Raw genomic sequence first — 24,104 nt, 5'->3', positions numbered from 1 at the left:
TGCTGTTTTGTAGTTGTTTAGAATATTTTTCATAAAATTACTTTTAGTATGGCACAGCAGTTGCCTTTAGGTTTGTAATAATAAAACTAATAAAATAAAAGTATTATGGAAAATAGCTTATGCAGTAATTGCAAGTTTAACAACGACTGTAGTTTAACCTCCAATAAAAATTTTATATGGTCTTGTAGTGAACATGAAGTAGCTGCTATAAACAATTTTGACCATGAAGAATTAACTACAAAAAATGCCTTCGAGTACCAAACTACCGAACGTGCAATGGAACTTATCTAAACAAAACAAAAAATGACTTTAACAAAAGAATTAAAAAAGAAAAAACAACCAAAACAAGGCATGCTGGCAAATGTGATGCAACAATTTGACGCAGCAGCAGATATGGTTGAACTAAATCCAAACATTAGAAAAATATTGGAAGTAACCAATAACGAACTAATTATTCACTTTCCAGTGCGTATGGATAATGGAGAAGTGGAGATTTTTAAAGGGTACAGAGTGCAACACAACAATGCATTAGGACCTTATAAAGGTGGATTGCGTTACCATCCTACAATCGATATCGATTCTGTAAAAGCATTAGCGATGTGGATGACCTGGAAAACATCACTGGCAGGTTTGCCTTATGGTGGTGCAAAAGGAGGAATTCAAATGGATCCTAAAAAATATTCGAATTCAGAATTAGAACGTATTACAAGACGTTTTACTTATGCTTTAGGAGAAAACATTGGGCCAGAACACGATATTCCAGCTCCAGATGTAAATACAAATGCGCAAACTATGGCGTGGATTGCAGATACCTATATGTCTACAAAAGCACCATCAGAACGTTCTAAAAATCAACACGTAGTAACAGGAAAACCTGTAGGTTCTGGAGGATTAGAAGGTAGAGATAGAGCAACAGGATTTGGTGTGTTTTTAACCATTAAATATTGGGCAGAAAACAAGAATGTAGATTTAAAAGGAAAAACATTTATTGTACAAGGTTTTGGAAACGTTGGCTATTGGACCGCACACTTTTTAGAATTAGAAGGTGCGAAAATGGTAGGTGTTCAGGATGCTTTTGGTTCTATTACTAATACCGAAGGATTATCTGTGGAGCATTTATTTGAATACATTAAAAACAATCAAGGAAGTGTACAAGGATTCCCTGGTTCTACAGCTGTTTTAAAAGAAGATTTCTTTGCATTACACTGTGATATCTGTATTCCTGCTGCTTTAGGGAATCAAATTACGAAAGACAATGCCAATGATATTAAAGCTTTTTTAATAGCGGAAGGTGCAAACGGACCTACAACTGTAGAGGCGGAGAAGATTTTATTAGAAAAAGGGATCACTGTAATTCCGGATATTTTATGCAATTCTGGAGGTGTAATTGGTAGTTATTTTGAATGGTTACAAAACCGTAACGGAGAGCTTTGGGAACTGGAAGAAATTCTTGTCAAATTAGATAAAAAGATAAAAGAAGTTTTTAATAGGGTTTTAAAAACGGCAGAAGCTAAAGATATTGATATGCGTTCGGCAGCATATTTTATTGCAATAGAACGTATTGAAAAAGCCTATGTACAAAGAGGGATTTTTCCTTGATAATTTAAAAATTTAGAACATGAAGTATGGCAGTATAGTATTAGAGAAAAAGGAATATGTTACATTAAAACAATTACTTAATTTATCTGAAAGTTATAAAGAATCCACAAGAAAGACATCCATTTTAAGATTGAAAGAGGAGTTAAAAAGTGCTATAATATTAGATGAAAAAGAATTGCCAGATGATATTATTCGGTTTAATTCTAATGTCGTTGTAGCAACCAAAGATGGTTGGCAAAATGATTTTCAACTGGTAGCAGTAGCAGAAAGTAATTTTTCAAATAAAAAGGTTTCTATTTTAACACCAATGGGCTTAGCTATTATTGGTTATGCAAAAGGGGATATTATAGATTGGGAGTTTCCTGGTGGTGTAAAATCTTTAGAAATTAAAGATGTAAAACAAACAGAAAAAGTAAAGTAATAAAAAATAAAAGTTATGGAATTAAATACATTTTTTAACCATGATACCGATGAGCAAATTATTCAGAAAAGAAGTGCTGAAGAGTTAAGCTTATGGATGTCTCATATTAATTATATTCTTAATGAAAGTGATAGGTTAGCAAAAATAGCTTCCAATGTTATTAAAAACAGAGATTTTAGAGATCAGTTTTTAGAGTTAATAATTCAAAACCAATCTGTTTTAAATGAATTGCTTAGTTATAAAAATACCATGGTACATTATAAAGAATGTGATGATTTTGAATGCGATTTATTTTATATTAATAAGCATGAGGATTTTAGAGAGAAATATATAAAAGCTGTCCGTAATTATAGATCACATAAAGATCAGTTTTATTCTAAAATGCTTTCCTAAGTGTATTATAACTACTTGATTTTTATATGAAAAAAGCCAAAACAGTCTATGTTTTGGCTTTTTAATTTTATGAATATTCTTACTTTAAAAATACTTTTTGTGACTAAAATTGTAGTCCTATAAAAGTTTTTCGTTTTTAATATTAGCCATGTATTTTCGTATTGTTTATTATATATATTAGTACTATATTATAATCTATATCAACCCTTTTAATTAAAATGAAAAATAGACTTCTATTTTGCTTTAGTATTTTTTTATGTTCGTCTTCTTTAATGGCGCAAAAGCTCGATTCCGAAAAGATTAAAGAGCAAATCACACAATATAAAAACGATCTGCGTGGTCCTTATAAAGACATTCGTTGGTTTTGTACAGATGGCAGTATAAGACAACCAAAAGATCCTTGTCCAGATAATATCGGGCCAGGAAATCAGCATGCTAGATATAAAGATGAAGTTGAAAAATTAGCGAAAAGTAACCATGTTTTTTTAGGACAAATTTTAACCTACACTAAAAACGAAGCATTTTGGGATGTCGATCATAATAACTCTAGATTAAAACAATATCAAATTGATAAGTATTTAAGAGCTGTAGATGATGGTTGGGTGAATAGAAAAAGCCAATTTTATCGCGGTGCAATCCAATCGGAAGATGAAGAAGCTTGGGGAATCGATTTTTACAAGTGGTTACTAGCACAAGATGCATTGTTAGTAGATAATTATTATTTAATAAGACAGTCGTTAAAAGATATTCCGCATAGTGGCGACGATAATGTAGCGCAACTCATGCGTAGTCAGTCTAAAGTGCTTTCTGATTTATATCCTTCTTTTATGGATTTACGTGTTAAAATACATGCGCAACCAGAATTTGTAGATATTGAAAAAGTGAAAACTTTTAAAATAAAGCACGTTTCAAAAATGTCTTCTAGCCAAACTAAAGTTTTAGACGAATTAGTAGCCACTATGACTATGTTTTTTAAACCTATTGATTTAGTTTCGTTACAACAGAAGGCTACTTTATTAAAAACAACAGCTTTTGGAGAAGCCTTTAAAGATTATGCTTTAGCGAATAATGTAAACACAAATGCGGCAGATTTAATTCAGGATACAGCAGAATTACTAGTAAATTTAAGAACCAATCTTTTAGTAGAAAAAAGACCTTTGGCACGTTTACAAATGCTAGATGTTTCTATTAAATTAGAAGAAGTTATTTTTAAAAAAGCACCACTTTGGAAACCAGAAACCGTAGAACAATTAGTAGAAAAAGTATGTTATCTAGGAATGGCAACAGCGGCAGCTGGCTATATTGAACAACACGAATGGGAATCTTTAAGTCTAACCAAAGCAGCTAATTTAAATAATGAATCTACATTAGGAGAGTTAACAACCATCTTACAAAGCGGAAGAAGTCTGGTAGAATGGAGTTCTGGAATGGTGAAAGCCAATTACCAAAATGAAGTAGATGCATACACAAGCTTTGAGCCTTTAGCTTATGGTTTTATAGATGATAAAATTAGAGGTTCTATTGCGTTACATTTAGGAAAAGCAGTAGGAGAGTTAGGTGATTTTATTGCTCAAGAATCTTCTTTAACGAATAAGGCTTTAAACATTCCAAACCAAAGTACTATTCGTGGTTTAAATCCGGGTTATGCTTTTGGTGAATTAGTGGTTGTTGCTGGATCTCCAGATGCTATTGAAGTGTCTTCTAATAAAATATATGTGTTTCAACGTCCGCCAGCAGATTTAAAACCTATTGCGGGAATTGCAACCGTTTCCGAAGGGAATATGGTCTCTCATGTGCAGTTGTTAGCGCGTAATTTAGGAATTCCGAATGCGGCATTATCCGATGAGAACTTGGATGATTTAAAACAATTTAGCGGACAAAAAGTATTTTATGCAGTTTCGAATAAAGGAAATGTGATTATAAAAGCAGAGAAAGATATGTCTGCGGAAGAGGTAGCATTGTTCGCGAAAAAAGAACGTAAAGAAGGAAAAATTGAGGTTCCGGTAGAAAGTATTGTTTTAAATGAAACGAAAGTTTTAAATATGCGAAATGTGGATGCTAGTGATTCTGGAAAGATTTGCGGTCCAAAAGCAGCTAATTTAGGACAACTTAAAAAAATGTTCCCAGAGCAAGTAGTAGAAGGTTTAGTGATTCCTTTCGGAATTTTTAGAGATCACATGGATCAAGAAATGCCAGAACAAAATCAATCATATTGGGAGTTTTTAAGTGCTATGTTTCAAGAAGCAATAGCAATGGAAAATAAAGGTATTGTAGAAGAAGAAATTGAACATTATCAATTACGCCAGTTAGAAATTTTACGTGCAGCGATTAAACAAATGCCTTTAAAAGCAGATTTTATTTCACAAATGGAAAATGATTTTAAATCCGTTCTAGGAAAAGGCTTAGGAGAAATTCCTGTGTTTTTAAGAAGCGATACCAACATGGAAGATTTAAAAGAATTTACAGGAGCAGGTTTAAATCTTACCTTATTTAATGTCGTGGATAAAAACAAAATATTAGAAGGCATTAAAGATGTCTGGGCTTCGCCATATACGGAGCGTAGTTTTAAATGGCGACAAAAATATTTATTAAATCCTGAGAATGTATTTCCTTCTATTTTAGTTATTCCTAGTGTAGATGTAGATTATTCAGGAGTTTTAATTACAAAAGGATTGACTTCAGGAAACGATAATGATTTAACCGTTGCTTTTAGTAGAGGTGCGGGTGGCGCAGTAGATGGGCAATCGGCAGAAACCTATTTGCTAAAAGATGCAGGAGGTTCTCAATTATTAGCACCTTCTAGAGAGCCTTTTTATAATAGTTTACCAATAACTGGAGGAACGCTTAAAAAGACAGCAACCTTTGCGCAACCTATTTTAAATGCACAAAATATTGCAGATATTAAGCAATTGGCAAAAACAATAAGAGAAACCATGCCAAAAGAAACCAATTCAGATTATGAAGGAGCTTATGATGTAGAGCTAGGTTTTAAAGAAAATAAATTATGGTTATTTCAAATTAGACCTTTTGTAGAAAATAAGAAAGCACTAAGTTCTTCGTATTTAGAATCCATCACACCAACCATTGATACTAACAAAGCGATTTCGCTTTCCAATAAAATATAAATGAAAAAAGTAATTTTATTAATCGCAGCGGTATTTGTTTTTTCTGCATTTACTACCATAATGGTATATCCTATTGATGGATATGAATACACAGGAATAAAACGTTTAAAGCGGTTAGCCCTTATTAAAAGCGGTGAAATTGTTGAAAAACAAACTCTGCCAGAAGGTGCTTTTAAATCGTATTTAGATATTAAACTAAATTTAAAAGAGAAAGCAGCAGACAGTTTACATTGTTTTTTTAAGGAAAATCCTGCTTTTCAAAAAGAGATCAGCGATTTGTTTCGAGGTTTAGATAAAAGTTATTCGTTAACGGTTTTAGACATCACGAACTTAAACGAAATTAAATACGCACATAGAAATGAAACTTCTGGTTATCAACCGGGAAGTGTAGGGAAATTAGCGGTTTTAGTAGGTTTATTTGATCAGCTAGCAAAAATTTATCCGGACGATTTTGATAAACGTATTGCACTCTTAAAAACCAAAGTGGTGAAAGCTGGAGTTTGGGGTTTAACTGATGAACATACCATTCCTATTTATAATATAGAAACTAAGAAATTAGTAAAACGCCAAGTGATTGCTAGTGATGAATTTTCGTTATTTGAATGGGCAGATCACATGCTTTCAGTTAGTAATAATGGTGCTGCAAGTATTGTTTGGCGAGAAGTATTATTAATGCAAGCTTTTGGTGAAAAATATCCAGAATTAACCGAAACGGAAGCTTTAACGTATTTTAAAACTACAGAAAAAAAGGTGCTTACAGACCTAGGAAATGACGTGGTTAATTTACCATTACGTGATTTAGGAATCACTGCAGACGAATGGCGCTTAGGAAGCTTTTTTACACGAGGAGCAAATACCTATGTTGGAGATAAAGGCGGAAGTATTGGTACGCCACTCGGGGTTATGAAGTTTTTAGTGCAATTAGAACAAGGGAACGTGGTAGATGCACAATCTAGTCTAGAAATGAAACGATTAATGTACATGACCGATAGACGAATTCGGTATGCACAAGCACCAGCTTTAAAAGAAGCTGCTGTGTATTTTAAATCTGGCAGTTTGTATAAATGTGATAGAAGTAACGGACAAGAATGCGGAAAGTATATGGGAAACATTCAGAATTTTATGAACTCGGTTGCCATTGTAGAACATCCAGATAACACAACGTATATGGTAGTTTTAATGACGAACGTTTTACGGAAAAACTCTGCTACAGATCACATGAATTTAGCAGCTAATATAGATAAGCTAATTAGGAAATAGTTTGTAAAAGCGATTCCGTTTTTGCTCTAATTTTTTTATTGGTTTCATTGATTAAAACCATTTCTAAAAGGGATTTATAATTTGCAGTATTCGATTTTTCAATGAGATATAATACTGCAAATTTTAATTTCACATCTTTCCTTTTTAATAATTCATGATAACATTCTAATTCACTTAAAACCTTAAGATTAAGCTTCTTAATTTTTTCTTCGGAATTGGCGTCTAGTAAAATCGATTCCGCTAAAGGAATTAATTCCTTTTTAAGTTGACTATTTAAGATATTATCTAAAAATTCAATGGCATGAATACGCTGTTCTTCCTTCCCATTTATAATAGTTTTTAAAATAGGATCTACATCGTTAGGTGGATATTTTATTCCTAAAAACCTAAAAATACGTTGCAGTTGTCTATCTAATCGTTGTTCTAAAACATGAATTAATCCATTTCTAGCTTCGTTTTCCTCTTTAGACTCTATGGCTACCGATTTCTTTTTATACTGAAGTACAATTTGTGTGTGTATTACCGCTAATGTATTTTGATATAATTGACATTCGTCTAAAATTTTATCAACAATAAAACGGTCCTTGATTTTTAAGTTTGGGTATTTCCATTTTAAACGTTTTAAGGCTTCAATAGCTTCTACTTTTACCGTATGTTCTGTGTCATTAGTTAAGAGGATTAAAGTCTGAATTGCCTTTTGTGATTTGAATTTTTCAATAGCCAAAATAACATAAGCGGCATCTTCAAAGTCTATCGTTTCTTTGATTATTTTATGGTATAATAGATCCATAATTGGTTCGCCATAAATGTGTAAAGCATCTACAGCTATTGGTCTAGTTTCTTTTACCGATAAATGCGAAATGATTAAATCTATAAATTCAGGATCTAAGGTTTTTGAAGCACTAGTTATTGCCGTTTTTACCACTTCTATATCTTTGGAAAGTAATTGGGTTTTAATAACGTTGTAATAAGTGCTTATTTTTGCATTTCCGATACTTTCTAATATCGCTTTTATAGTATTACTTTTAAATTCTTCGTTTGGTAATTCTAAATATTTAATTAATGCAGTTTCTATTTTTTGCTCTAAATTGAATTTATTTTGAAGCGATGGATTGTTCCTTAATTCTAAGGATAAACCTAATAATGCAGCATTACTTATGGTGTTGTCATCGCTATTGCTGTATTTTTCAAATAAAACGATGGTATTTTGCTTGTAGTTTTTTAATAAATATCGAAAAGCAGAAGTGGTCACATTTTGATCTTTATCTTGAATCATGCTTTCCATTTGTGCCGATAAATTTTCGGTTTTTAGAAAGTACAAATTCTCAATTGCTAAAGCTTTTACTCTAGGTGAAGGATGGTTTAATAGGTTTTTAATGCCGTTAAAGAAACGTTCGTCTTTAACTTCCAATGTTTTGGTAAGCATATTAATAATTTGATTTTCGGTACCGGTATTGAATACTCTTTTTACCGACTCTATAATGGATGTTACCTTAATTTCTTCCTTTAAATGCTTGTCTTTTTTAGTGGTAGATATTTCTAATAAATCTTTAAATGCGATGATATATTCTTTCCTTAAAAAATAAATAAGCGTCAGCCAAACCACTATTAAAATAATTATAATAACACTTATATAGGTGGAAGAAATATCTAATCCGTTGATAAAGAAAATTAAAATAAACCCGGCAATTCCTGTCGCAATACTATCTACAACAACATCTGTAAAGGTTTTGGTTTTCTTTTTAATATCTATTGGGATTGGAATCGATAATAACTCCGTAGATGCTTTGTTTACCGATTGTTTTAAACTACCATCTACAATTTTAATAAATACAATAATCCATAATTGCGGAATTAAAAGTAATAAGATCGAACCAACTAAAATTCCTGTAGGTAACCATAATAGGGATTTTCCAACACCAAAAGTTCCTACAATACGTTTGGTTAAAAATAATTGAATAACTAGTGAAATGACGCTTAAAGTAGAAAACCAAAATCCAAAAAAGGAGGTAAGATCCTCTTGGTTATCTATAAGTCTAAAGGCATAATCACTATATTGATAATCTACTAATTTTGCAACTAAAACGCTAATACCAATCACCAATGCTATTAAACTTAATAGCTTCGATTGTTTTATTAATTTGAAAGGCGAATCTCCTTTTGGGCTACTTCTAAAAGATACTTGAAAAGGATTCAATTTAATAACTTCTGTTTTCCAAATAAATCTAGTGATTACAATACATGTTATTAGGAGCAGGGCAGCAACAAAAAGTAAATCTTCGGTATTTATAAAATTGGTAAGTAGCGAAGTTAAGTAACCTCCAAAAATACCACCAGCTATTGCGCCAGCACCAATAAAACCAAACACGCGTTTTGCTTCTCTAACATTATAAACGAGGTTGGCTAAAATCCAGAATTGGGAAGCGGTTAGTAAACCAAAAATAGCTACCCAAACGTATGGAATGTATAAAAAATAACCAGTAATTAGGTTGAGATTTAAACCAATACCAAATACAATTAATGAAATTACAGAACCAATTAGTGTTCTGTCTATTATAATGTTTAAGGGATATTTACCTAACGCTTTGTCATAAAAATAAGATCCTATAATAGCAAGAATAGCAGTAAATACATAGGCTAAAGGCAATGCGTCTGATGTTAATTCGGATAAAAAAAGCGAATTAATAGTCGGCTTAATAATTAATAATGTAGTAATTAATATGAAAATATTAAACTGAAGAAGAAGTGTTTTGTTTAACTCTTCTTCTTTTAAATCAAAAACCTTTAAAATATATCGCTTCAGAATATTAATTATGGACATCAAGGTGTTTTATTATATGAAATTTATACCAATCAAAAATAGTTAATATATATTCTAGTTATTCGTCCTTAAAGGAAAATAATGGAATATATATTAACTATAAATATATAAGTAATAAATAACTTTTAGTTGGAAGCGAGCTTTGTTCTTTCGTGTTTCTTTAACGCTTTTTCGATTGGGTTTACTAAGCTTCTTATTATTTGTTCTCCATCTGCATCATCTATCAACGCTACTAGAATATAGCGTCTGTTTGGATCATTTCCCCAAACTAAAATAGAATCTGAATGATAGGTTTGCCAAGAACCCGATTTTCTAAATAATTGTGCTTGTGGAGCAATTTTTTCAATAGAGTTCACAAACTTATGATGTAAATCTGGATTGCCCATAATGGCAAGCATTTGCTTAGAACGTTTGTTATTTACAAGTTTTCCATGCGCTAATAAATAATAATAACGACAAACTTGATCTACAGTTGCAGCGTGGCTTAAGTTTTTTAAAGGTTCTCTATTGGTGTCTCCACCGCCGCCATAACGTTTTCCAACCCATAAACCACCACCACAATCTTCGTCGTAAAACATGTATTTAGGATCTGTCATTACCGATTCTATTTTCTCATAACCTAATCGATCTATCATTCTTGTAGATGCTGCATTATTCGATTTGCTAATCATTAAACGCATATCACTCTTCACTTCAGCAGTTTCTTTTAGTTCGCCTTTATCAATAGCGTCCATTGCAGATAATAAAACAGCAATTTTAGGTAAACTTGCTGCGTACATCATGTATTCTCCATTTACACTTGCATATCGCACGTGATCGGGATTACTTAAATCTACAATACCAACAGACATTTTATTTTGCGCAATTAATTTCTTCCAACTGGGATTTGCATTTAACTGCATTTCTAAATTGTCCTGTAAAGAAGCATTTTTAAGAGAGGTTAACGGAACTATTTTAGAATTATCTACTTGAATAGGTAATCCGTTTTGTCCATTAATGAATAGGTGAAGACCTAGAAATAACACAATAAACAATTTTGTTTTCATTTTATATTTTATACGTTTTAAGAATATAGTCAAAGATATTTAATTCGCTCACTACTAAAGTGTTAAATTTTATAGTAGGTGTGAAATAATATTATACAGCAAATACGATATCTCTTCGTAATTAGGATCTCTAGAATATGTTAAAATTTTAAAAGGAAGAATAAAGAAGTCGTCTACCGCCAAACTTTTGGTCTGTCCATTTTGAAATTATAGCATCGTTAGCGTTAGATATTTTTAAATTTCTAAGTCATTAAATGCCATCCATTGTTTTACGGTATGTATCCAATATTTTAGAAAATCTTCACTTAAAAATGGATTAGAAAAATCGTTGAAACGTTTTATATGAATACCATTATAATGCAACCAAATAGCCAAGCTACCATAGGGAATCAATCGTTTTTCTTCTTTAGAAATAGAAACAATAGATTCGTACCCTTCATAAAAACGGATGCGTTTTTCTTTAAATGAATCTTTATCAGGTTCATTTCTAAAAAGGATCATTAAACTATAGGAAATATCTAAAAACTGCCAACCATTACCACAATTATCAAAATCGAATAAAGTGATTTCAGAGCCATTTTTAATCTTCATATTTTCATACCAAAAATCTAAATGCACCGTTCCAGTTCTAATATTTTGTGTATCGGCATTTTCAAATTCCGAAGTAATTATAGTATTTGCACGTTTGTAATATTGCATTTCTTCAGAATCTTTTTTGAAGAAATTGGTTGCAGCTTCATAGGCTTCATGTACAAGTGTATTGGCGTTGTAATCTATTCGGTTAATGGATTTGTTACTCGTTAACTGATGGAATTTTGCCATCGTTTCCCCAAGATTAAAGCAAATTTCTTTGGAAGGATTTCGAACTGTTTCACCTTCGGCATACGAAAATAGAACCGAATAACGTTCCCCTTCCGAAGCAGCTATACTTTGAATATAGTTATCGTTTTTATCTTTTATAGGATAGGAAACAGAAAGACTATTCGACTTTAAATAGTCTAATAATTGTAATTCTGCTTTTATTTCATTTTTAGTTCTCCAATTTAAGAAATAGACACGTAAAACATATTTTTTAGTTCCTTCTGAAACTAAATAGGTATGATTAACCCCAATTTTTAAAACGCTACATGTTGTGGTAGCTTTGAGATTATAGTGTGTTTTTACAAACGCCGAAAGATATGCTGGCGAGATTATGCTACTAATAGTAGGAGCGTAGTCCATTTGGAAAAAAGTTTAAGATTTAGTGTTTTCTGTCTGCGCAGGAATTATAACGGAATATTTCCATGTTTACGTTTTGGTCTTACAACCTCTTTATTCTCCAGCATAGTAAAGGCTTTAATTAACTTTCGTCTGGTGTCTTTTGGTAGAATAACTTCATCTATAAAGCCGCGCTCTGCTGCACTATACGGATTCGCAAAAAGTTCTGCATATTCTGCTTCTTTTTCTTTCCATTTAGCGTCTTTGTCTTCCGCAGTATTTATTTCCTTTTTAAAGATAATTTCTGCTGCTCCTTTTGCGCCCATAACTGCAATTTCAGCACTTGGCCAAGCAAAATTCATATCACTTCCAATATGTTTCGAATTCATTACATCATAAGCGCCACCATATGCTTTTCTAGTAATTACCGTAATTCTTGGAACGGTAGCTTCACTAAAAGCATATAAAAGTTTTGCACCATGTACAATAATACCATTCCATTCTTGATCTGTTCCAGGTAAAAATCCTGGTACATCTTCTAAAGTTAATAATGGAATATTAAATGCATCGCAAAAACGAACAAAACGTGCCGCTTTTTTAGAACTGTTTACGTCTAATACACCAGCTAAAAACATAGGCTGATTAGCTACAATACCGATACTTCTTCCGCCTAAGCGAGCAAAACCGACAAGAATATTTTCTGCATAATTTTTATGGATTTCATAAAAAGAATCTTCATCTATAATTCCTGAAATTACAGCATGCATATCATACGGTTTATTCGCATTGCTAGGAATAATAGTAGATAAACTATCTCGTACTTCGTCTTGTAATTCAAAAGGAAGTAGGGCAGGAGTTTCTGTATTATTTTGTGGTAAATAGCTTAATAGTTTTTTTATATCCTCTAAACATTCCACATCATTAGAAGATGTTTTATGTGCTACTCCAGATTTAGTAGAATGTGTACTTGCACCACCAAGTTCCTCACTAGTAACTTCTTCATTCGTTACCGTTTTTACAACGTTTGGACCCGTTACAAACATATAACTGGTGTCTTCCACCATAATGGTAAAATCGGTCATTGCAGGAGAATATACGGCTCCTCCAGCGCAAGGTCCCATGATTGCAGATATCTGCGGAATCACTCCAGACGATTGCACATTTTTATAAAAAATATCGGCATAACCTCCAAGAGAGCGAACACCTTCTTGAATACGTGCACCACCAGAATCGTTTAAACCTATAATTGGCGCACCAACTTTAAGCGCTAAATCCATAACCTTACAAATTTTTTCTGCATGTGTTTCCGATAAAGAGCCACCAAAAACAGTGAAATCTTGCGCAAACACATAGATAAGTCTTCCGTTTACGGTACCATAACCAGTAACCACACCATCGCCATAAAACTGTTGTTTTTCCATACCAAAGTCTTTGGTTCTGTGTGTTACTAAAGCACCAATTTCTTCAAAAGAACCTTCATCTAATAAATACATAACGCGTTCTCTTGCGGTTAGTTTTTTCTTTTCGTGTTGCTTATCTATTCGTGCTTGTCCACCACCTAAAAAGGCTTTAGCAAGTTTTTCGTTTAGGTTTTTTATTTTAGATTCCATTATTTAGTATTTTATCGCAAAGACGCAAAAGCGCAGCGCTGTATGTGATTACTTCTATCTGTTAATTAACTCTTTTAAAATATTTTTATTTGTATGTGGTTTGTTGCGTGTTAAAGCACTAAATTCAGAAAATAAAACCGAATAGAAAATCTGATAGGATTTTTGTAAGTAGTCTAGAACTAGCAATAAATTATATAAGGTGTTGCCTATAGCTTTTTTAACCTTTGTATTTCAATTCAATTATTTTCCCGTCGATTACAAATGTATCTATGATTTCGTTTTTATCAAACGAAGGTTGGAACTCTATAGCTATCTTTCTTTTTTTATTTGCTTTAAGTTTTTGCTGCATTTTGTTTGTTTTACCTGTCAACTTCATAGCAGCTAAAACGAAATCAATACTATGTAATTCAGAATTGTTGTCTTGTATAAATATTTTTTCAAAATCAATTATTTGAGTTTCTGAAGATTTATTATTGAATTCTAATACTATTGAGATGAACCGTTTTCCTTTTTTAGCAATAATTGTATTGGAATAATTTGCAGATCCTCTGTCAATCATTCTTTGTTTTTTTAATTGATATATTCTAAATTCAACCTTATCAGAGTAGTCGTAATGCACTTTCCTGTCTATTTTTTGTGCAGAAATAAGTAAAGGAAAAAGCATCAAAATAAGTATTATTTTATTCATTTGAATAGGGTTTTTGTTACTGTTTTGGTCAATATTGCAAAAGGAATACGACTTCTGTGTTGTTGTGTTTATTGTTGCTTACTGTTTACTGCTACACGCAATAATTTTTGATCTTCTATATATTGTTTTACAGCGATTAATGCTGCAATTTTTGCTTCTTCTTCCTGTTTGCTTTTTAACGCTTCCGTGGAATAATATTTTTTCACAAAATGCGTGTCAAAGTTCCCGGAACGGAACGCTTCATGTTCACAAACAAAAGTTCCGAAAGGCAAGGTCGTTTGAATACCTTCTACTTGATAATCGTTTATCGCTTTGATCATTAGCGCGATAGCTTCTTCTCTAGTTTTTCCGTAGGTAATCAATTTTGCAAGCATGGGATCGTAATAAATAGGAATATCCATACCTTGCTCAAAACCATTATCAACTCTAATATTTTCGCCAACAGGTAATTTATAAACTTCTAGATTTCCAACACTTGGTAAGAAATCGTTTAAAGGATCTTCGGCATACACACGCAATTCTAGCGCATGTCCATGAATTTTTAAATCTTCTTGTTGCATAGGAAGCGTTTCGCCTCTTGCTACACGAATTTGTAGTTCTACCAAATCGGTGTTGGTAATCCATTCGGTAACTGGATGCTCTACTTGTAAACGTGTATTCATTTCTAAGAAATAGAAGTTAAGGTCGTCATCGAGTAAAAATTCCACTGTTCCTGCACCAACATAATCACAGGATTTAGCCACTTTAATAGCTGCTTCTCCCATTTTTTCTCGCATTTCTGGAGTTAATACTGCAGAAGGTGCTTCTTCCACTACTTTTTGGTGACGACGTTGTACACTGCATTCACGCTCGAATAAATGTACCACATTACCATGCGTATCTGCCATGATTTGAATTTCTATATGTCTTGGTGAAGTCACATATTTTTCAATAAAAACAGAACCATCGCCAAAAGCATTTACAGCTTCGCTAATAGCACGATCCATTTGCGAGGTGAAATCGGCTTCTTTTTCTACAACACGCATTCCTTTTCCACCACCTCCAGCAGATGCTTTTATTAAAATAGGAAAGCCAATTTGTTTTGCTAATTTTTTTGCTTCTGGTATATCGGTTATCGCTTGGTCTGTTCCGGGAACCATAGGAATGTTATATGCTTTTACAGCTTCCTTTGCTGCAAGCTTGGATCCCATGATTTTTATGGCTTTACTTTTCGGACCAATAAATAGGATGTTGTTTTCTTCGCAAGCTTCTGCAAAATCGGCATTTTCAGATAAGAAACCATAACCAGGATGAATGGCATCTACATCTAAGCTTTTTGCAACTTCTATTATTTTGTCACCTAATAAATACGATTTGTTTGAAGGTGCTTCTCCTATTAAAACGGCTTCGTCGGCAAACCTTACATGTGGCGCATTTCTATCGGCAGTAGAATATACTGCAACAGTTTTAATTCCCATTTTTTTTGCAGTTCGCATCACCCGGATTGCAATTTCTCCTCTATTTGCTACTAGTAATTTTTTCATCGATAAATGTATTTATCGTTCCCGGAAAACGGGAATCTATTTAATTTTTATTTCCGTGAAAACGGAAAACTTATATTTTATTATTTAATAGCAAGACTTTCAAAAACCTTGTAAAAAATCAACTTATTTATTTAAGCTTCAAATTCAATTAGTAATTCGCCTTTATCTACAGCATCTCCTTTTGTAACAGAAATAGACTTTATAACTCCATCTCTTGGTGACGTTAATGCGTTTTCCATTTTCATGGCTTCCAATATTAAAAGGACATCATTTTCTTTTACTTCTTGGCCAGTTTTTACAATGATATCTAGTATTAATCCGGGCATTGGCGCTTTTATATCGTTAACCATTTTGGTGGCACCGATCTCAAATCCCATTTGCTTTATTAAAACATCTAAATCGTTTAAAATGTTTATGTTATAGGTGTTGTTATTCACTTTTACTTGGTATGCTCTTTCTTCAAAATTGGCTTCCGTAATTTCCGCTTTAAAGGAATGGTTATTCTGAAGGATATGAAATTGGGATGGCCCTGTTTCTATAGTATCTAATGCTAAAGCATCACTTTTTGTAATATCAATTTCTGTAGCGCTATTGATTTTTACTTTATAAGATGTATTCATTGTATGAAATTTAAATGCTAGTAAATATATGTATAATAAAGAAAACCTTTTAAAGTAATATTTGTTTTTCTGCTAATTTGTTATAGTTCAGTTTTTTAGCTGTAAGAATTATTTGGCATCTAAAAATGGATTTAATGCGTATATCTCATGTAAACCAAAAGAATCACTAAGGGTTTATTTTTCAAGGAAATATAAAATTTAAATCGATGAAAAAAATTACGTTACTTATTTTCTGTTTTATATTACAAAAAGGATTTTCACAAAACCTCGGACAAGGTTATATCGCTAACGACTTGGTCCAACACCCAATGCAAAGCTTAACAAAACCAGCTTATTTGCAGTCGGTTGCAGATCCATCATTTCCAAATACACAAATAAGACGTATTACAAATGCTTCCTCTGGAAATTATATAAAACCAATGTATAGTACCATTCCGGCTTGGAATGCTGACGAAAGTTTGATGCTTGTTTATGGAGGCGGAACGCATCAGCTTTTAAACGGACAAAATTATACATTTATACGAAACCTTACCGATGTAAATCCAGACGATATAGAAAACATTTTTTGGTCGTTTACAGAACCAGATATTTTGTTTTACATGGATGGAAGTACAGACGATTTAATTCGGTATAACGCACAAACACAAGTAAAAACGATTCTTGTTAATATAAGAACCATTAGTAGTTGTGTTTCTGGAAATGGTTTAACTGGCGGTAATGATATACAAATGATGTCTTGGGATAGTGATGTTTTTGCATTTAGATGTGGAAATGACGCTGCTTATTATTACCGAATTTCTACGGGAATTTTAACCGAGTTTAGTATTTCGAATATAGCATTTACTGCTCCAATGCCTTTTCCTAGTGGTAATTTGTTTTTTCATCTTGGCGATATATATGATGCAAACGGTGATTTTGTTAGAAGTTTAAATCTAGATGTAATAAATGAACATTCTTGTTTAGGAAAACTAAGTAATGGTCATGATGCTCTTTTTGCTATTGGTTTTGAGGAAGGTCCAAATGGAGGCTGTCAAGGTACTTTGGTTGCACATGATGCCACTACTGGAAGTTGTTTTTCTGTAACGCCTACAAGTGATTATGCGTATCCAAAACCTGGAACACATATTTCTGCTTTAGCACATGCAAATAACGAAGATGGTTGGGTTGCAGTTTCTTCTTTAGGATTTCAGCGAGATGGTGTGCAAATTTTAGATCAAGAAATTTTTGTGGCTAAAGTGAATGCAAGTGATGCCGATGTGTATCGCGTTGCGCATCATAGAAGTGATAGAGATTCATTTGGTTATGAAGGTGAACCACATGTTACTATGAGTCCGACAGGAACACGTTTATTATTTGGAAGTGATTGGAGTGGCGCAGAAGATGGAATTTCTGTAGATAGTTATGTTGCGGAATTAGATGTTTATTCCTTAGGGATTTTGGAAGGAAAAACAAATACTTCTATTCAAATTTATCCCAATCCGGTGGTTGATTTTTTACATGTTTCTGCGGAAGATGTATCTACTCTAAAATATAAAATCATAACTATTTCAGGACAAGTTGTATTAGAATCTGAAGCAATTACGAATACTAAAATTTCAGTAGAATCTCTTTCTAAAGGTATTTACTTTGTAACGTTTTATTCCAATGAAAAAGTAGAAACCTATAAGTTTATAAAGTAAACGAATCTTTAAATCTGGAGTTATTAGAGTGTTTTTTAATTGCTTTTCTAGAAAGTACTAATCCTATGAAAAGAGATATAAAAGCACCAATCCAGATACCCGGAATAAATTCTAGAAACAAAAAGAAATCGTAAGTACCATGAAAAAGAACAGCAAGTATTAAACCTAATAAATTGAGTCTTCTTCTGTTTTTAGAAAACTTTGCTTTTCCCATAAAAAAGCCCATTATGACGGCAAAAGTTGCATGCGCAGGAACGGCTGTAAATGCTCTTAAAAGCGCTGTTTGCATACCGCCTTGTAATACATACATAATGTTTTCGGTAGCAGCAAAACCCATAGAAACCATTACGGCATAAACAATACCATCAAACTGTTCGTTGAATGCTTTGTTTGGTTGTGCAAAGTAGCGCACGATAATATATTTACTAAATTCTTCAATTAAAGCAACGATAAAAAATGCCTTTATAAAAAGTTGTAAAACACTTTTATTTCCAACGATTTCTATAGGAATGGTATAATCTGAAATAATATACAGTATGGTTGTAACTATGATGCTTACAACAGCACCAAGTAAAAAACTGAAGAATAGTAAACGCTTTGGTTCTTTGTCGTATTTATCTTTGTAATAGATATATAAGATGATTAAAAAAACGGGAGCTATTGCTAGTAGGAGTAGATGCATGATTCAAAAATAATTAAAAAATAGATAACACTTGCTTTCTACTTTCTTTATCTAAAAAAACATAGGCAATGTTGGTTATAAAGTGGCTCGTTAAAACAGCTATAGCGGCTCCATTTACATAGAAAACAGGGATTAGTAAATAACATAAAACAACATTTGCTACGCAACCAATTATAAAACGATATACGTTTTTTTGTAAATGACCGGTATTAACCAAGTGTTTTTCGAAAATCATTCCTATAAAAACAAAAAGTGGCGCCCAACAGAAAATGAATAATGGCGTTTTAACTTCGGAATAGGAATTGGTGAAAAAAGTGTCTAAAAGCGTATTTCCGAAGCAGGTATAAAAGCTTCCGATAGCGATTCCTAAAGCGAACATGATTTTTAGAAGTTGCTTTATCTTTTGACGATACAGCATTTTGTTTTCCTGAAAAGATTCCGCTAAAGAAGGATATAATGCATTAATAATAGAAAAACCAATATTCCAAGTTAAACCAATGACTAAAAATTGAACTGTTGCAAAAATTCCGATGGCATGATCGTTATGAAAATATTTTAGAAATAATTCGTCAATAGTAATATAGAACATAATTAGACTATTCGAAATTATTAAAGGAAAAGACATCCTTAATAAGGATTTTGCTAATGGTAAGGAGAACGTCCATTGTTTAAATAAAAAAGGCTTTTTATGTTTTAATAGGATGCCATAAATAAGACCTTGAATGAAGAAATCTAGAATAATAAGTTTCGCAAAATAATATACATCCAACTGTTTTTTTACTCCGTAATATTGCAAAGAAACGATAATAATTAAGCTTGTTATTTTGCTGATAAAAATATATTTAGTCCATTTATTAGCTATTAAATAATACTCAAAAACATCGGTTATTTTAAAGAAGTAACTACAAGTAATAATAAGATATAAAGCAGTTAACGGACTATTTTCAGCAAAACTAAAATAGATTAAAACGCCAATAAATATAGCACACCAACTTATAATTCTTAGGTAAAAAGCAGTAGCCAAAATAAGCGGACTACGTTTTGGATGAAACACAATTTCTCGAATACAGATAGCAGATAAACCCAAGAAAAACAAAGGCGTAAGCATACCTAAAATGGATTCTACAAATTTGAGTTTTCCTATGTCCATAGTACCTAAAGTATTAAAGATTTTAGGAACTATAAAAACACCAGTAATCAGTTGTATTATTTTTTCTAGCGTAAACCATTTGGTAGCAATAAAATCTTTTTTACTAAAAACCGATGTCATGAAATGTATTTAAAAATCAAATATATAAAAACAGATTCCTTTTACCTGTTTGAAAGATTATTATTACATTCGTTTTTACAAACAGTACTATGACTCCAGAGTTTCTTCGTCGATATTATATTTTACGCGTTATTTCAAACCCGAAAGTATATGGCATTGAAAAAAATGGTTTTGTGCCTCTTTCCGATTTACAAAACGCTCTCGATCAATTGCGTTTAGATAATATTGACGATCCGCTTTACGATAAATTAAATCAGTTTTCTCAAAAAACGATTAAACGGGACTTGGAAAAAATAAAGTCGTATTACCAAGCTATTATTTTACACAAGCGTAATTATGGGTATTATGTAGAAGGTTATGAGGTAAGCGAAGCATTACAGGAGGTTTATGAAAAAACCGAACTCTATCTTTTAAATCATCATGCGCATGCTTGGAAAGAGCATGTTACTACTTCTCGAAGTTCTTTAAGTTCACAAGTAGATTTGGTTTCTCTTATACATGCTATTGAACAACAGTTTTTGGTGGAGATTGTATATTATGGTTGGTATGACGATAATGGTTTTCAAACTATTTCTGGTTTTTTTCAACCTTTACATATTAAAGAAATTAATAAAGCTTGGTATTTAATAGCGCATAACAAGCAATTTGGAGTGTACGCTTTTTGTTTGGACTATAGAATTAAAATGTTGCAAATTGGCAAACAGCAGGTAAAAGAACCTATAGTTTTTAATCCATCTGCGTATTATAAAAATACGATTGGTATTCTAAAAACAGGCATGCAGGCAGAATGGATTCATTTAAAAGTAGCGAATCACCATTTTAAGTATTTGGAGACAAATCCTTTGCATCCTTCCCAACAAATTGTAGTCGCTCCGAGAAAACTAGATACGCAAGATTTAGATTATTCTAATCCAGATATTTGGGGAGAAATAAAACTATTTGTAGAACCTAATTATGAGTTTTTAATGGAAATATTAAAATACAACATTTGGGTGAAAGTTTTACGTCCGTTGCATGTTAAAGACTATGTAAAGCGGCATTTAGGTTTGATTGTGGAATATTATAATTGATTTAGTTTCTATATAATTTTCATTAATTACGATTTATAATTTGAATATTCCAATTCTTGGTTTATTACAATTCCCAGTATTTGGGAAAACCATCTTCTAATATTGTATTATAATTATTTTAATCGATTAAATTTATTTTAAACGGACAGGTTTTGTCTGTTTTGAAAATACATTTGAAAAATCTTACAAACCAATAACCCAAATTAACGAAACAATGGCAACCTACAAATGCCGAATCTGTGGCATCTATAAAAACGACACCTTAAATTCACAATTAAACACTAGTATAACTTGCATTCCTTTAGAGGGAACAAAGAAACCTGGGTTTCATGGTTGGGATAAGGTTTCGGAAGAGGATTTGAGGTTGGATTGAATTTGATAAAAACATTATCATGGCAAAATTTGAAATAAAAACAAAGCAAGCTATAAACGTGCAAGGCGAATATGTAGATGCAGGTTTATCGATACAGATAAGCTCTATGTTTTCTAATCCTTTTGACGAGGTAGAAAAAGTGCGTAAAGCATTTATAAGAGTCCACGGAATAGATTTAAAACCCGAAGGCTATTTGAGTTTGGGGTATTTGGAGTATAATAAATTATAAGTATTCCTGAATTGATTAACTATAATAATAATAATAATAATAATTTAAAATAATGGCAACCTACAAATGCAGAACCTGCGGTATTACTAAAAATGATACGTTAATATCTAAAATGAGTACACCTACAAAATGCAAACCAGCGAATACCAGTGCAACACTTTCTCATCATTCCTGGTCTAAAATTTCTAATGAAGATTAATAAATTATGGCAACATTTGAAGACATCACAAAATGGAATTTAAAAAGTTTACTTCCAGAAGTAATTAGGCAAATTCACGAATTAGTTATCAAGTTATCTACTAATAGAGTAATTTATAATAGAAGACAATTAGTTGATTACCTAAATGAGAATATTGAGGGCTTAGATCTTAAAGAAGGAATTTTATTAAGGTATATTTTAAAAGAGGCTTATATAAAAGCATCTCATTCAAAAACAGTACAGGATGGAATTATCAACAATTTAATAGAAAATAATAGCAATGATAGTATTTATAGTCCTAATAGATTATTTGTCAATTCAGCTTCTCTAACTTATGATGGAGATTATTTGAAAAATTTTGAAAACAAAATAAAATTAATTGAAAATAATTCCTTGGAAATACGAGGAATGGACGTGGTTAATATTTTAAATCAATCATATCAAAGTGCTTTAGAAGTTACCAAAAAGGAAGAATTCTCGTTAACAGGAAATACTAAAGTTGAAAATGCTTATAAATATGCTGTTGATGTAAAAAAAGGCTATATTAATATCATTAACAAATATGATGAAATTAAAGATGTAAACTTAAATTTGATTAGTGATTTTGAGTTTTTACGAAATGAATTAAAATTATTAAGAACAGATTTAATTGACTTATTGATAGATTTATTTGGAGATAGTATAAAAAATAATGAACCTGATCTATTTGATTTTTCCGAAGTTGAATGGATAGATTTTGAAAGTACTTGGGAAAATTTAAACTTATATTTTTCACAAATAGAACAGAACCTCCAAAGTTTTAAAAATATTCATGATTCAGAAATGAATAAGTTAGGTGAATCTGGTTTACAGTATGGAAAGCAAGCCTTTAATAACCTAAAGAAAAAGAATAAGAGTGGTGGCCTATCAACAGGTGATATTAAAGGTGAGCTTGCAGGAGCTGCTATTAGCATGGCTATTCAGGGTGTTTTTAGTGTTGGAAAAACTAGAAGTGAATCCAAAAAGACTATAGCGATGATTAACAAAGACGTTGAAGTTCTTAAAAATGAGATGCAAAACGATCAGAATAAAATGATAAATGATTTGTTAAGAATAGCGAGTATTTTTTCTCATTTAAATGATAAATTAATCCCAAGTTTCAAAATATTCATAAACAAAGTGATTTCAATTATTGAAGATGATATAAAACCCATCTACAAACAAATAGAATCAATTGAAGGGATTAAAGAAAAAAGGGATAATAATTCTAAATTAATTAAAGAAACAAGACTGATTAGGTTAGAGCTTGCTGATAAAGAAAATGGATTAGACTTTTGTGACATAGAAAAGGTTAGAATAAATGATCTACTAAATAAATCCCAATTTGAATATAATTTTGTACTTGATATAAAACCAGAAAAACCATCTTTGTTTTATAAGATCGTCTCTTTAGGAAAAGGAACAAGATTCTATAATGAAGTTTTATTGGAATGGAATGAATTCTGTTTACCTGTTGTAGAATATTATGATAATTTACAAGAATTACTATTAAGACAAGATGCTATTAAAAATGAGATACGTACAGATTTAAAAGATTTAAATGAGCGCAAAATTGAACTAACTAGTTTAATTAAAAAGAATTCTGAAGAGATACATGGGATTTTTAATAAAAGCTCATTTTCAAAAGATATTTTAAAATCGCTACTTAAAAACATTAAAGAAGTTTCTGATGCGTCAAAAACTACAATTTCTGTAGAATTACTAACTGAAGACTTAAAAATTCTAAATTAAAAATGGATTCACCTAACCTTACTGTGTTTAATCAAATTGAAAAAAAGGAAACGCAATTATTATTTTTCAATGGTATAAAACAATTTACTAATCAATTGAATAATGAAACAAATTTTGAAGTTCTAATAAAGTCTCATCTTAATGAAAGAATAAATGAAAATGATAGTTTTTCCTTTATGTCTGGCAACCAGAAATCGGAAATGGTAAATTTAGGTTTAGACATTATTAAAAATGAGTTTGAGTCTAGGCTAATTAATTTAGAAGCGGATCAATTAAGAGCTGTAAACCAAATTAAAGAGGATGCATTTTTAAACTTGTTCAATGAGAATCTTTTTAAGTTTAAGGAGAAAGTGCTTCAAAACCAATCTGATTATGAGAGTTTATTGAATATAAACAACAATGATTCAATTGACTCTTTAAAGGAAATGTCAAAAATTATTAACAACAAATATAATCCTGATCTAACAACAAATGTTGATGAAGATATCAATGATTTTTTAAATGGTGGAGATCTTGAATTTTAAATAAA

At 31.6% G+C, this 24,104-nt stretch carries 21 protein-coding genes; 12 read left to right on the top strand and 9 right to left on the bottom strand.

Translation table 11 applies throughout. The features are described 5' to 3' along the window. Positions 1–105 precede the first annotated feature (105 nt). The 6 genes from ACVCZW_RS18605 (at position 106) to ACVCZW_RS18580 (ending at position 6,798) form a co-directional block, all read left to right on the top strand. A complete protein-coding gene (locus ACVCZW_RS18605) occupies positions 106–291 on the top strand; it encodes a hypothetical protein (RefSeq protein ID WP_452233151.1) in 186 nt (61 codons plus the stop codon). A gap of 12 nt (positions 292–303) precedes the next feature. After that, a complete protein-coding gene (locus ACVCZW_RS18600; protein WP_452228302.1) occupies positions 304–1,599 on the top strand; it encodes a Glu/Leu/Phe/Val family dehydrogenase in 1,296 nt (431 codons plus the stop codon). Between the two features lie 19 nt (positions 1,600–1,618). Then, a complete protein-coding gene (locus ACVCZW_RS18595; protein ID WP_452228303.1) occupies positions 1,619–2,020 on the top strand; it encodes a GreA/GreB family elongation factor in 402 nt (133 codons plus the stop codon). A 15-nt stretch (positions 2,021–2,035) separates the two neighbouring features. Then, entirely contained in the window at positions 2,036–2,413 is a 378-nt protein-coding gene (locus tag ACVCZW_RS18590) for a hypothetical protein (RefSeq protein ID WP_452233150.1), read from the top strand. Between the two features lie 218 nt (positions 2,414–2,631). Next, positions 2,632–5,538: a PEP/pyruvate-binding domain-containing protein gene (locus ACVCZW_RS18585; RefSeq protein WP_452233149.1), complete on the top strand. Its 2,907-nt coding sequence runs from the start codon at positions 2,632–2,634 to the stop codon at positions 5,536–5,538. Next, on the top strand, positions 5,539–6,798 hold the full coding sequence (locus ACVCZW_RS18580; protein WP_452233148.1) for a serine hydrolase: 1,260 nt from the start codon (positions 5,539–5,541) through the stop codon (positions 6,796–6,798). It abuts the gene before it with no gap. On the opposite strand, the gene ACVCZW_RS18575 is transcribed toward ACVCZW_RS18580, so the two are convergent. The 7 genes from ACVCZW_RS18575 to ACVCZW_RS18545 all read right to left on the bottom strand — a co-directional run bounded on the left by ACVCZW_RS18575 (position 6,788) and on the right by ACVCZW_RS18545 (position 16,303). Then, entirely contained in the window at positions 6,788–9,619 is a 2,832-nt protein-coding gene (locus ACVCZW_RS18575) for an Npt1/Npt2 family nucleotide transporter (protein WP_452233147.1), read from the bottom strand. The genes ACVCZW_RS18580 and ACVCZW_RS18575 overlap by 11 nt on opposite strands. A gap of 125 nt (positions 9,620–9,744) precedes the next feature. Beyond that, positions 9,745–10,665, bottom strand: a complete 921-nt coding sequence (locus ACVCZW_RS18570) for a serine hydrolase (RefSeq protein ID WP_452233146.1) — start codon at positions 10,663–10,665, stop codon at positions 9,745–9,747. A 234-nt stretch (positions 10,666–10,899) separates the two neighbouring features. Beyond that, a complete protein-coding gene (locus ACVCZW_RS18565) occupies positions 10,900–11,886 on the bottom strand; it encodes a phosphotransferase (RefSeq protein ID WP_452233145.1) in 987 nt (328 codons plus the stop codon). A gap of 44 nt (positions 11,887–11,930) precedes the next feature. Beyond that, positions 11,931–13,472 (bottom strand): acyl-CoA carboxylase subunit beta, encoded by a 1,542-nt coding sequence (locus tag ACVCZW_RS18560; protein ID WP_452233144.1) that lies wholly within the window; start codon positions 13,470–13,472, stop codon positions 11,931–11,933. A 217-nt stretch (positions 13,473–13,689) separates the two neighbouring features. Then, positions 13,690–14,160 carry a hypothetical protein gene (locus ACVCZW_RS18555; RefSeq protein ID WP_452233143.1) on the bottom strand — a complete coding sequence of 157 codons (471 nt, stop codon included), beginning with the start codon at positions 14,158–14,160 and terminating at the stop codon, positions 13,690–13,692. Between the two features lie 68 nt (positions 14,161–14,228). Continuing rightward, complete coding sequence (accC, locus tag ACVCZW_RS18550) at positions 14,229–15,683, bottom strand: acetyl-CoA carboxylase biotin carboxylase subunit (protein ID WP_452233142.1); 1,455 nt, start codon at positions 15,681–15,683, stop codon at positions 14,229–14,231. 131 nt (positions 15,684–15,814) lie between these two features. Then, the gene (locus ACVCZW_RS18545) at positions 15,815–16,303 is read right to left on the bottom strand and encodes an acetyl-CoA carboxylase biotin carboxyl carrier protein subunit (RefSeq protein ID WP_452233141.1); all 489 of its coding nucleotides are present in this window, start codon (positions 16,301–16,303) and stop codon (positions 15,815–15,817) included. Positions 16,304–16,509: 206 nt separating this feature from the next. Here ACVCZW_RS18545 and ACVCZW_RS18540 point away from each other — a divergent pair, with 206 nt between their 5' ends. Then, positions 16,510–17,982 (top strand): T9SS type A sorting domain-containing protein, encoded by a 1,473-nt coding sequence (locus tag ACVCZW_RS18540; RefSeq protein WP_452233140.1) that lies wholly within the window; start codon positions 16,510–16,512, stop codon positions 17,980–17,982. Here the strand turns inward: ACVCZW_RS18540 and ACVCZW_RS18535 are convergent. Together ACVCZW_RS18535 and ACVCZW_RS18530 are read right to left on the bottom strand one after the other, a co-directional pair. Then, positions 17,972–18,664 (bottom strand): PrsW family intramembrane metalloprotease, encoded by a 693-nt coding sequence (locus ACVCZW_RS18535; RefSeq protein ID WP_452233139.1) that lies wholly within the window; start codon positions 18,662–18,664, stop codon positions 17,972–17,974. The genes ACVCZW_RS18540 and ACVCZW_RS18535 overlap by 11 nt on opposite strands. Positions 18,665–18,677: 13 nt before the next feature. Then, a complete protein-coding gene (locus ACVCZW_RS18530; RefSeq protein ID WP_452233138.1) occupies positions 18,678–19,934 on the bottom strand; it encodes a flippase in 1,257 nt (418 codons plus the stop codon). A gap of 89 nt (positions 19,935–20,023) precedes the next feature. Here ACVCZW_RS18530 and ACVCZW_RS18525 point away from each other — a divergent pair, with 89 nt between their 5' ends. From ACVCZW_RS18525 to ACVCZW_RS18505, 5 genes are all read left to right on the top strand, one after another. Next, the gene (locus ACVCZW_RS18525) at positions 20,024–21,004 is read left to right on the top strand and encodes a helix-turn-helix transcriptional regulator (RefSeq protein ID WP_452228317.1); all 981 of its coding nucleotides are present in this window, start codon (positions 20,024–20,026) and stop codon (positions 21,002–21,004) included. Between the two features lie 392 nt (positions 21,005–21,396). Continuing rightward, positions 21,397–21,606: a DUF6140 family protein gene (locus tag ACVCZW_RS18520; protein ID WP_452233137.1), complete on the top strand. Its 210-nt coding sequence runs from the start codon at positions 21,397–21,399 to the stop codon at positions 21,604–21,606. 52 nt (positions 21,607–21,658) lie between these two features. Beyond that, the gene (locus ACVCZW_RS18515; RefSeq protein ID WP_452228320.1) at positions 21,659–21,805 is read left to right on the top strand and encodes a hypothetical protein; all 147 of its coding nucleotides are present in this window, start codon (positions 21,659–21,661) and stop codon (positions 21,803–21,805) included. 6 nt (positions 21,806–21,811) lie between these two features. After that, positions 21,812–23,575 carry a hypothetical protein gene (locus ACVCZW_RS18510; protein ID WP_452228321.1) on the top strand — a complete coding sequence of 588 codons (1,764 nt, stop codon included), beginning with the start codon at positions 21,812–21,814 and terminating at the stop codon, positions 23,573–23,575. A 2-nt stretch (positions 23,576–23,577) separates the two neighbouring features. Further along, positions 23,578–24,099, top strand: a complete 522-nt coding sequence (locus ACVCZW_RS18505) for a hypothetical protein (RefSeq protein WP_452228322.1) — start codon at positions 23,578–23,580, stop codon at positions 24,097–24,099. Positions 24,100–24,104 lie beyond the last annotated feature (5 nt).

Source organism: Lacinutrix sp. MEBiC02595, from assembly GCF_053601555.1.
Note: the sequence above shows the minus strand (reverse complement) of the source record. Positions and strands in the feature narration are given on the sequence as shown.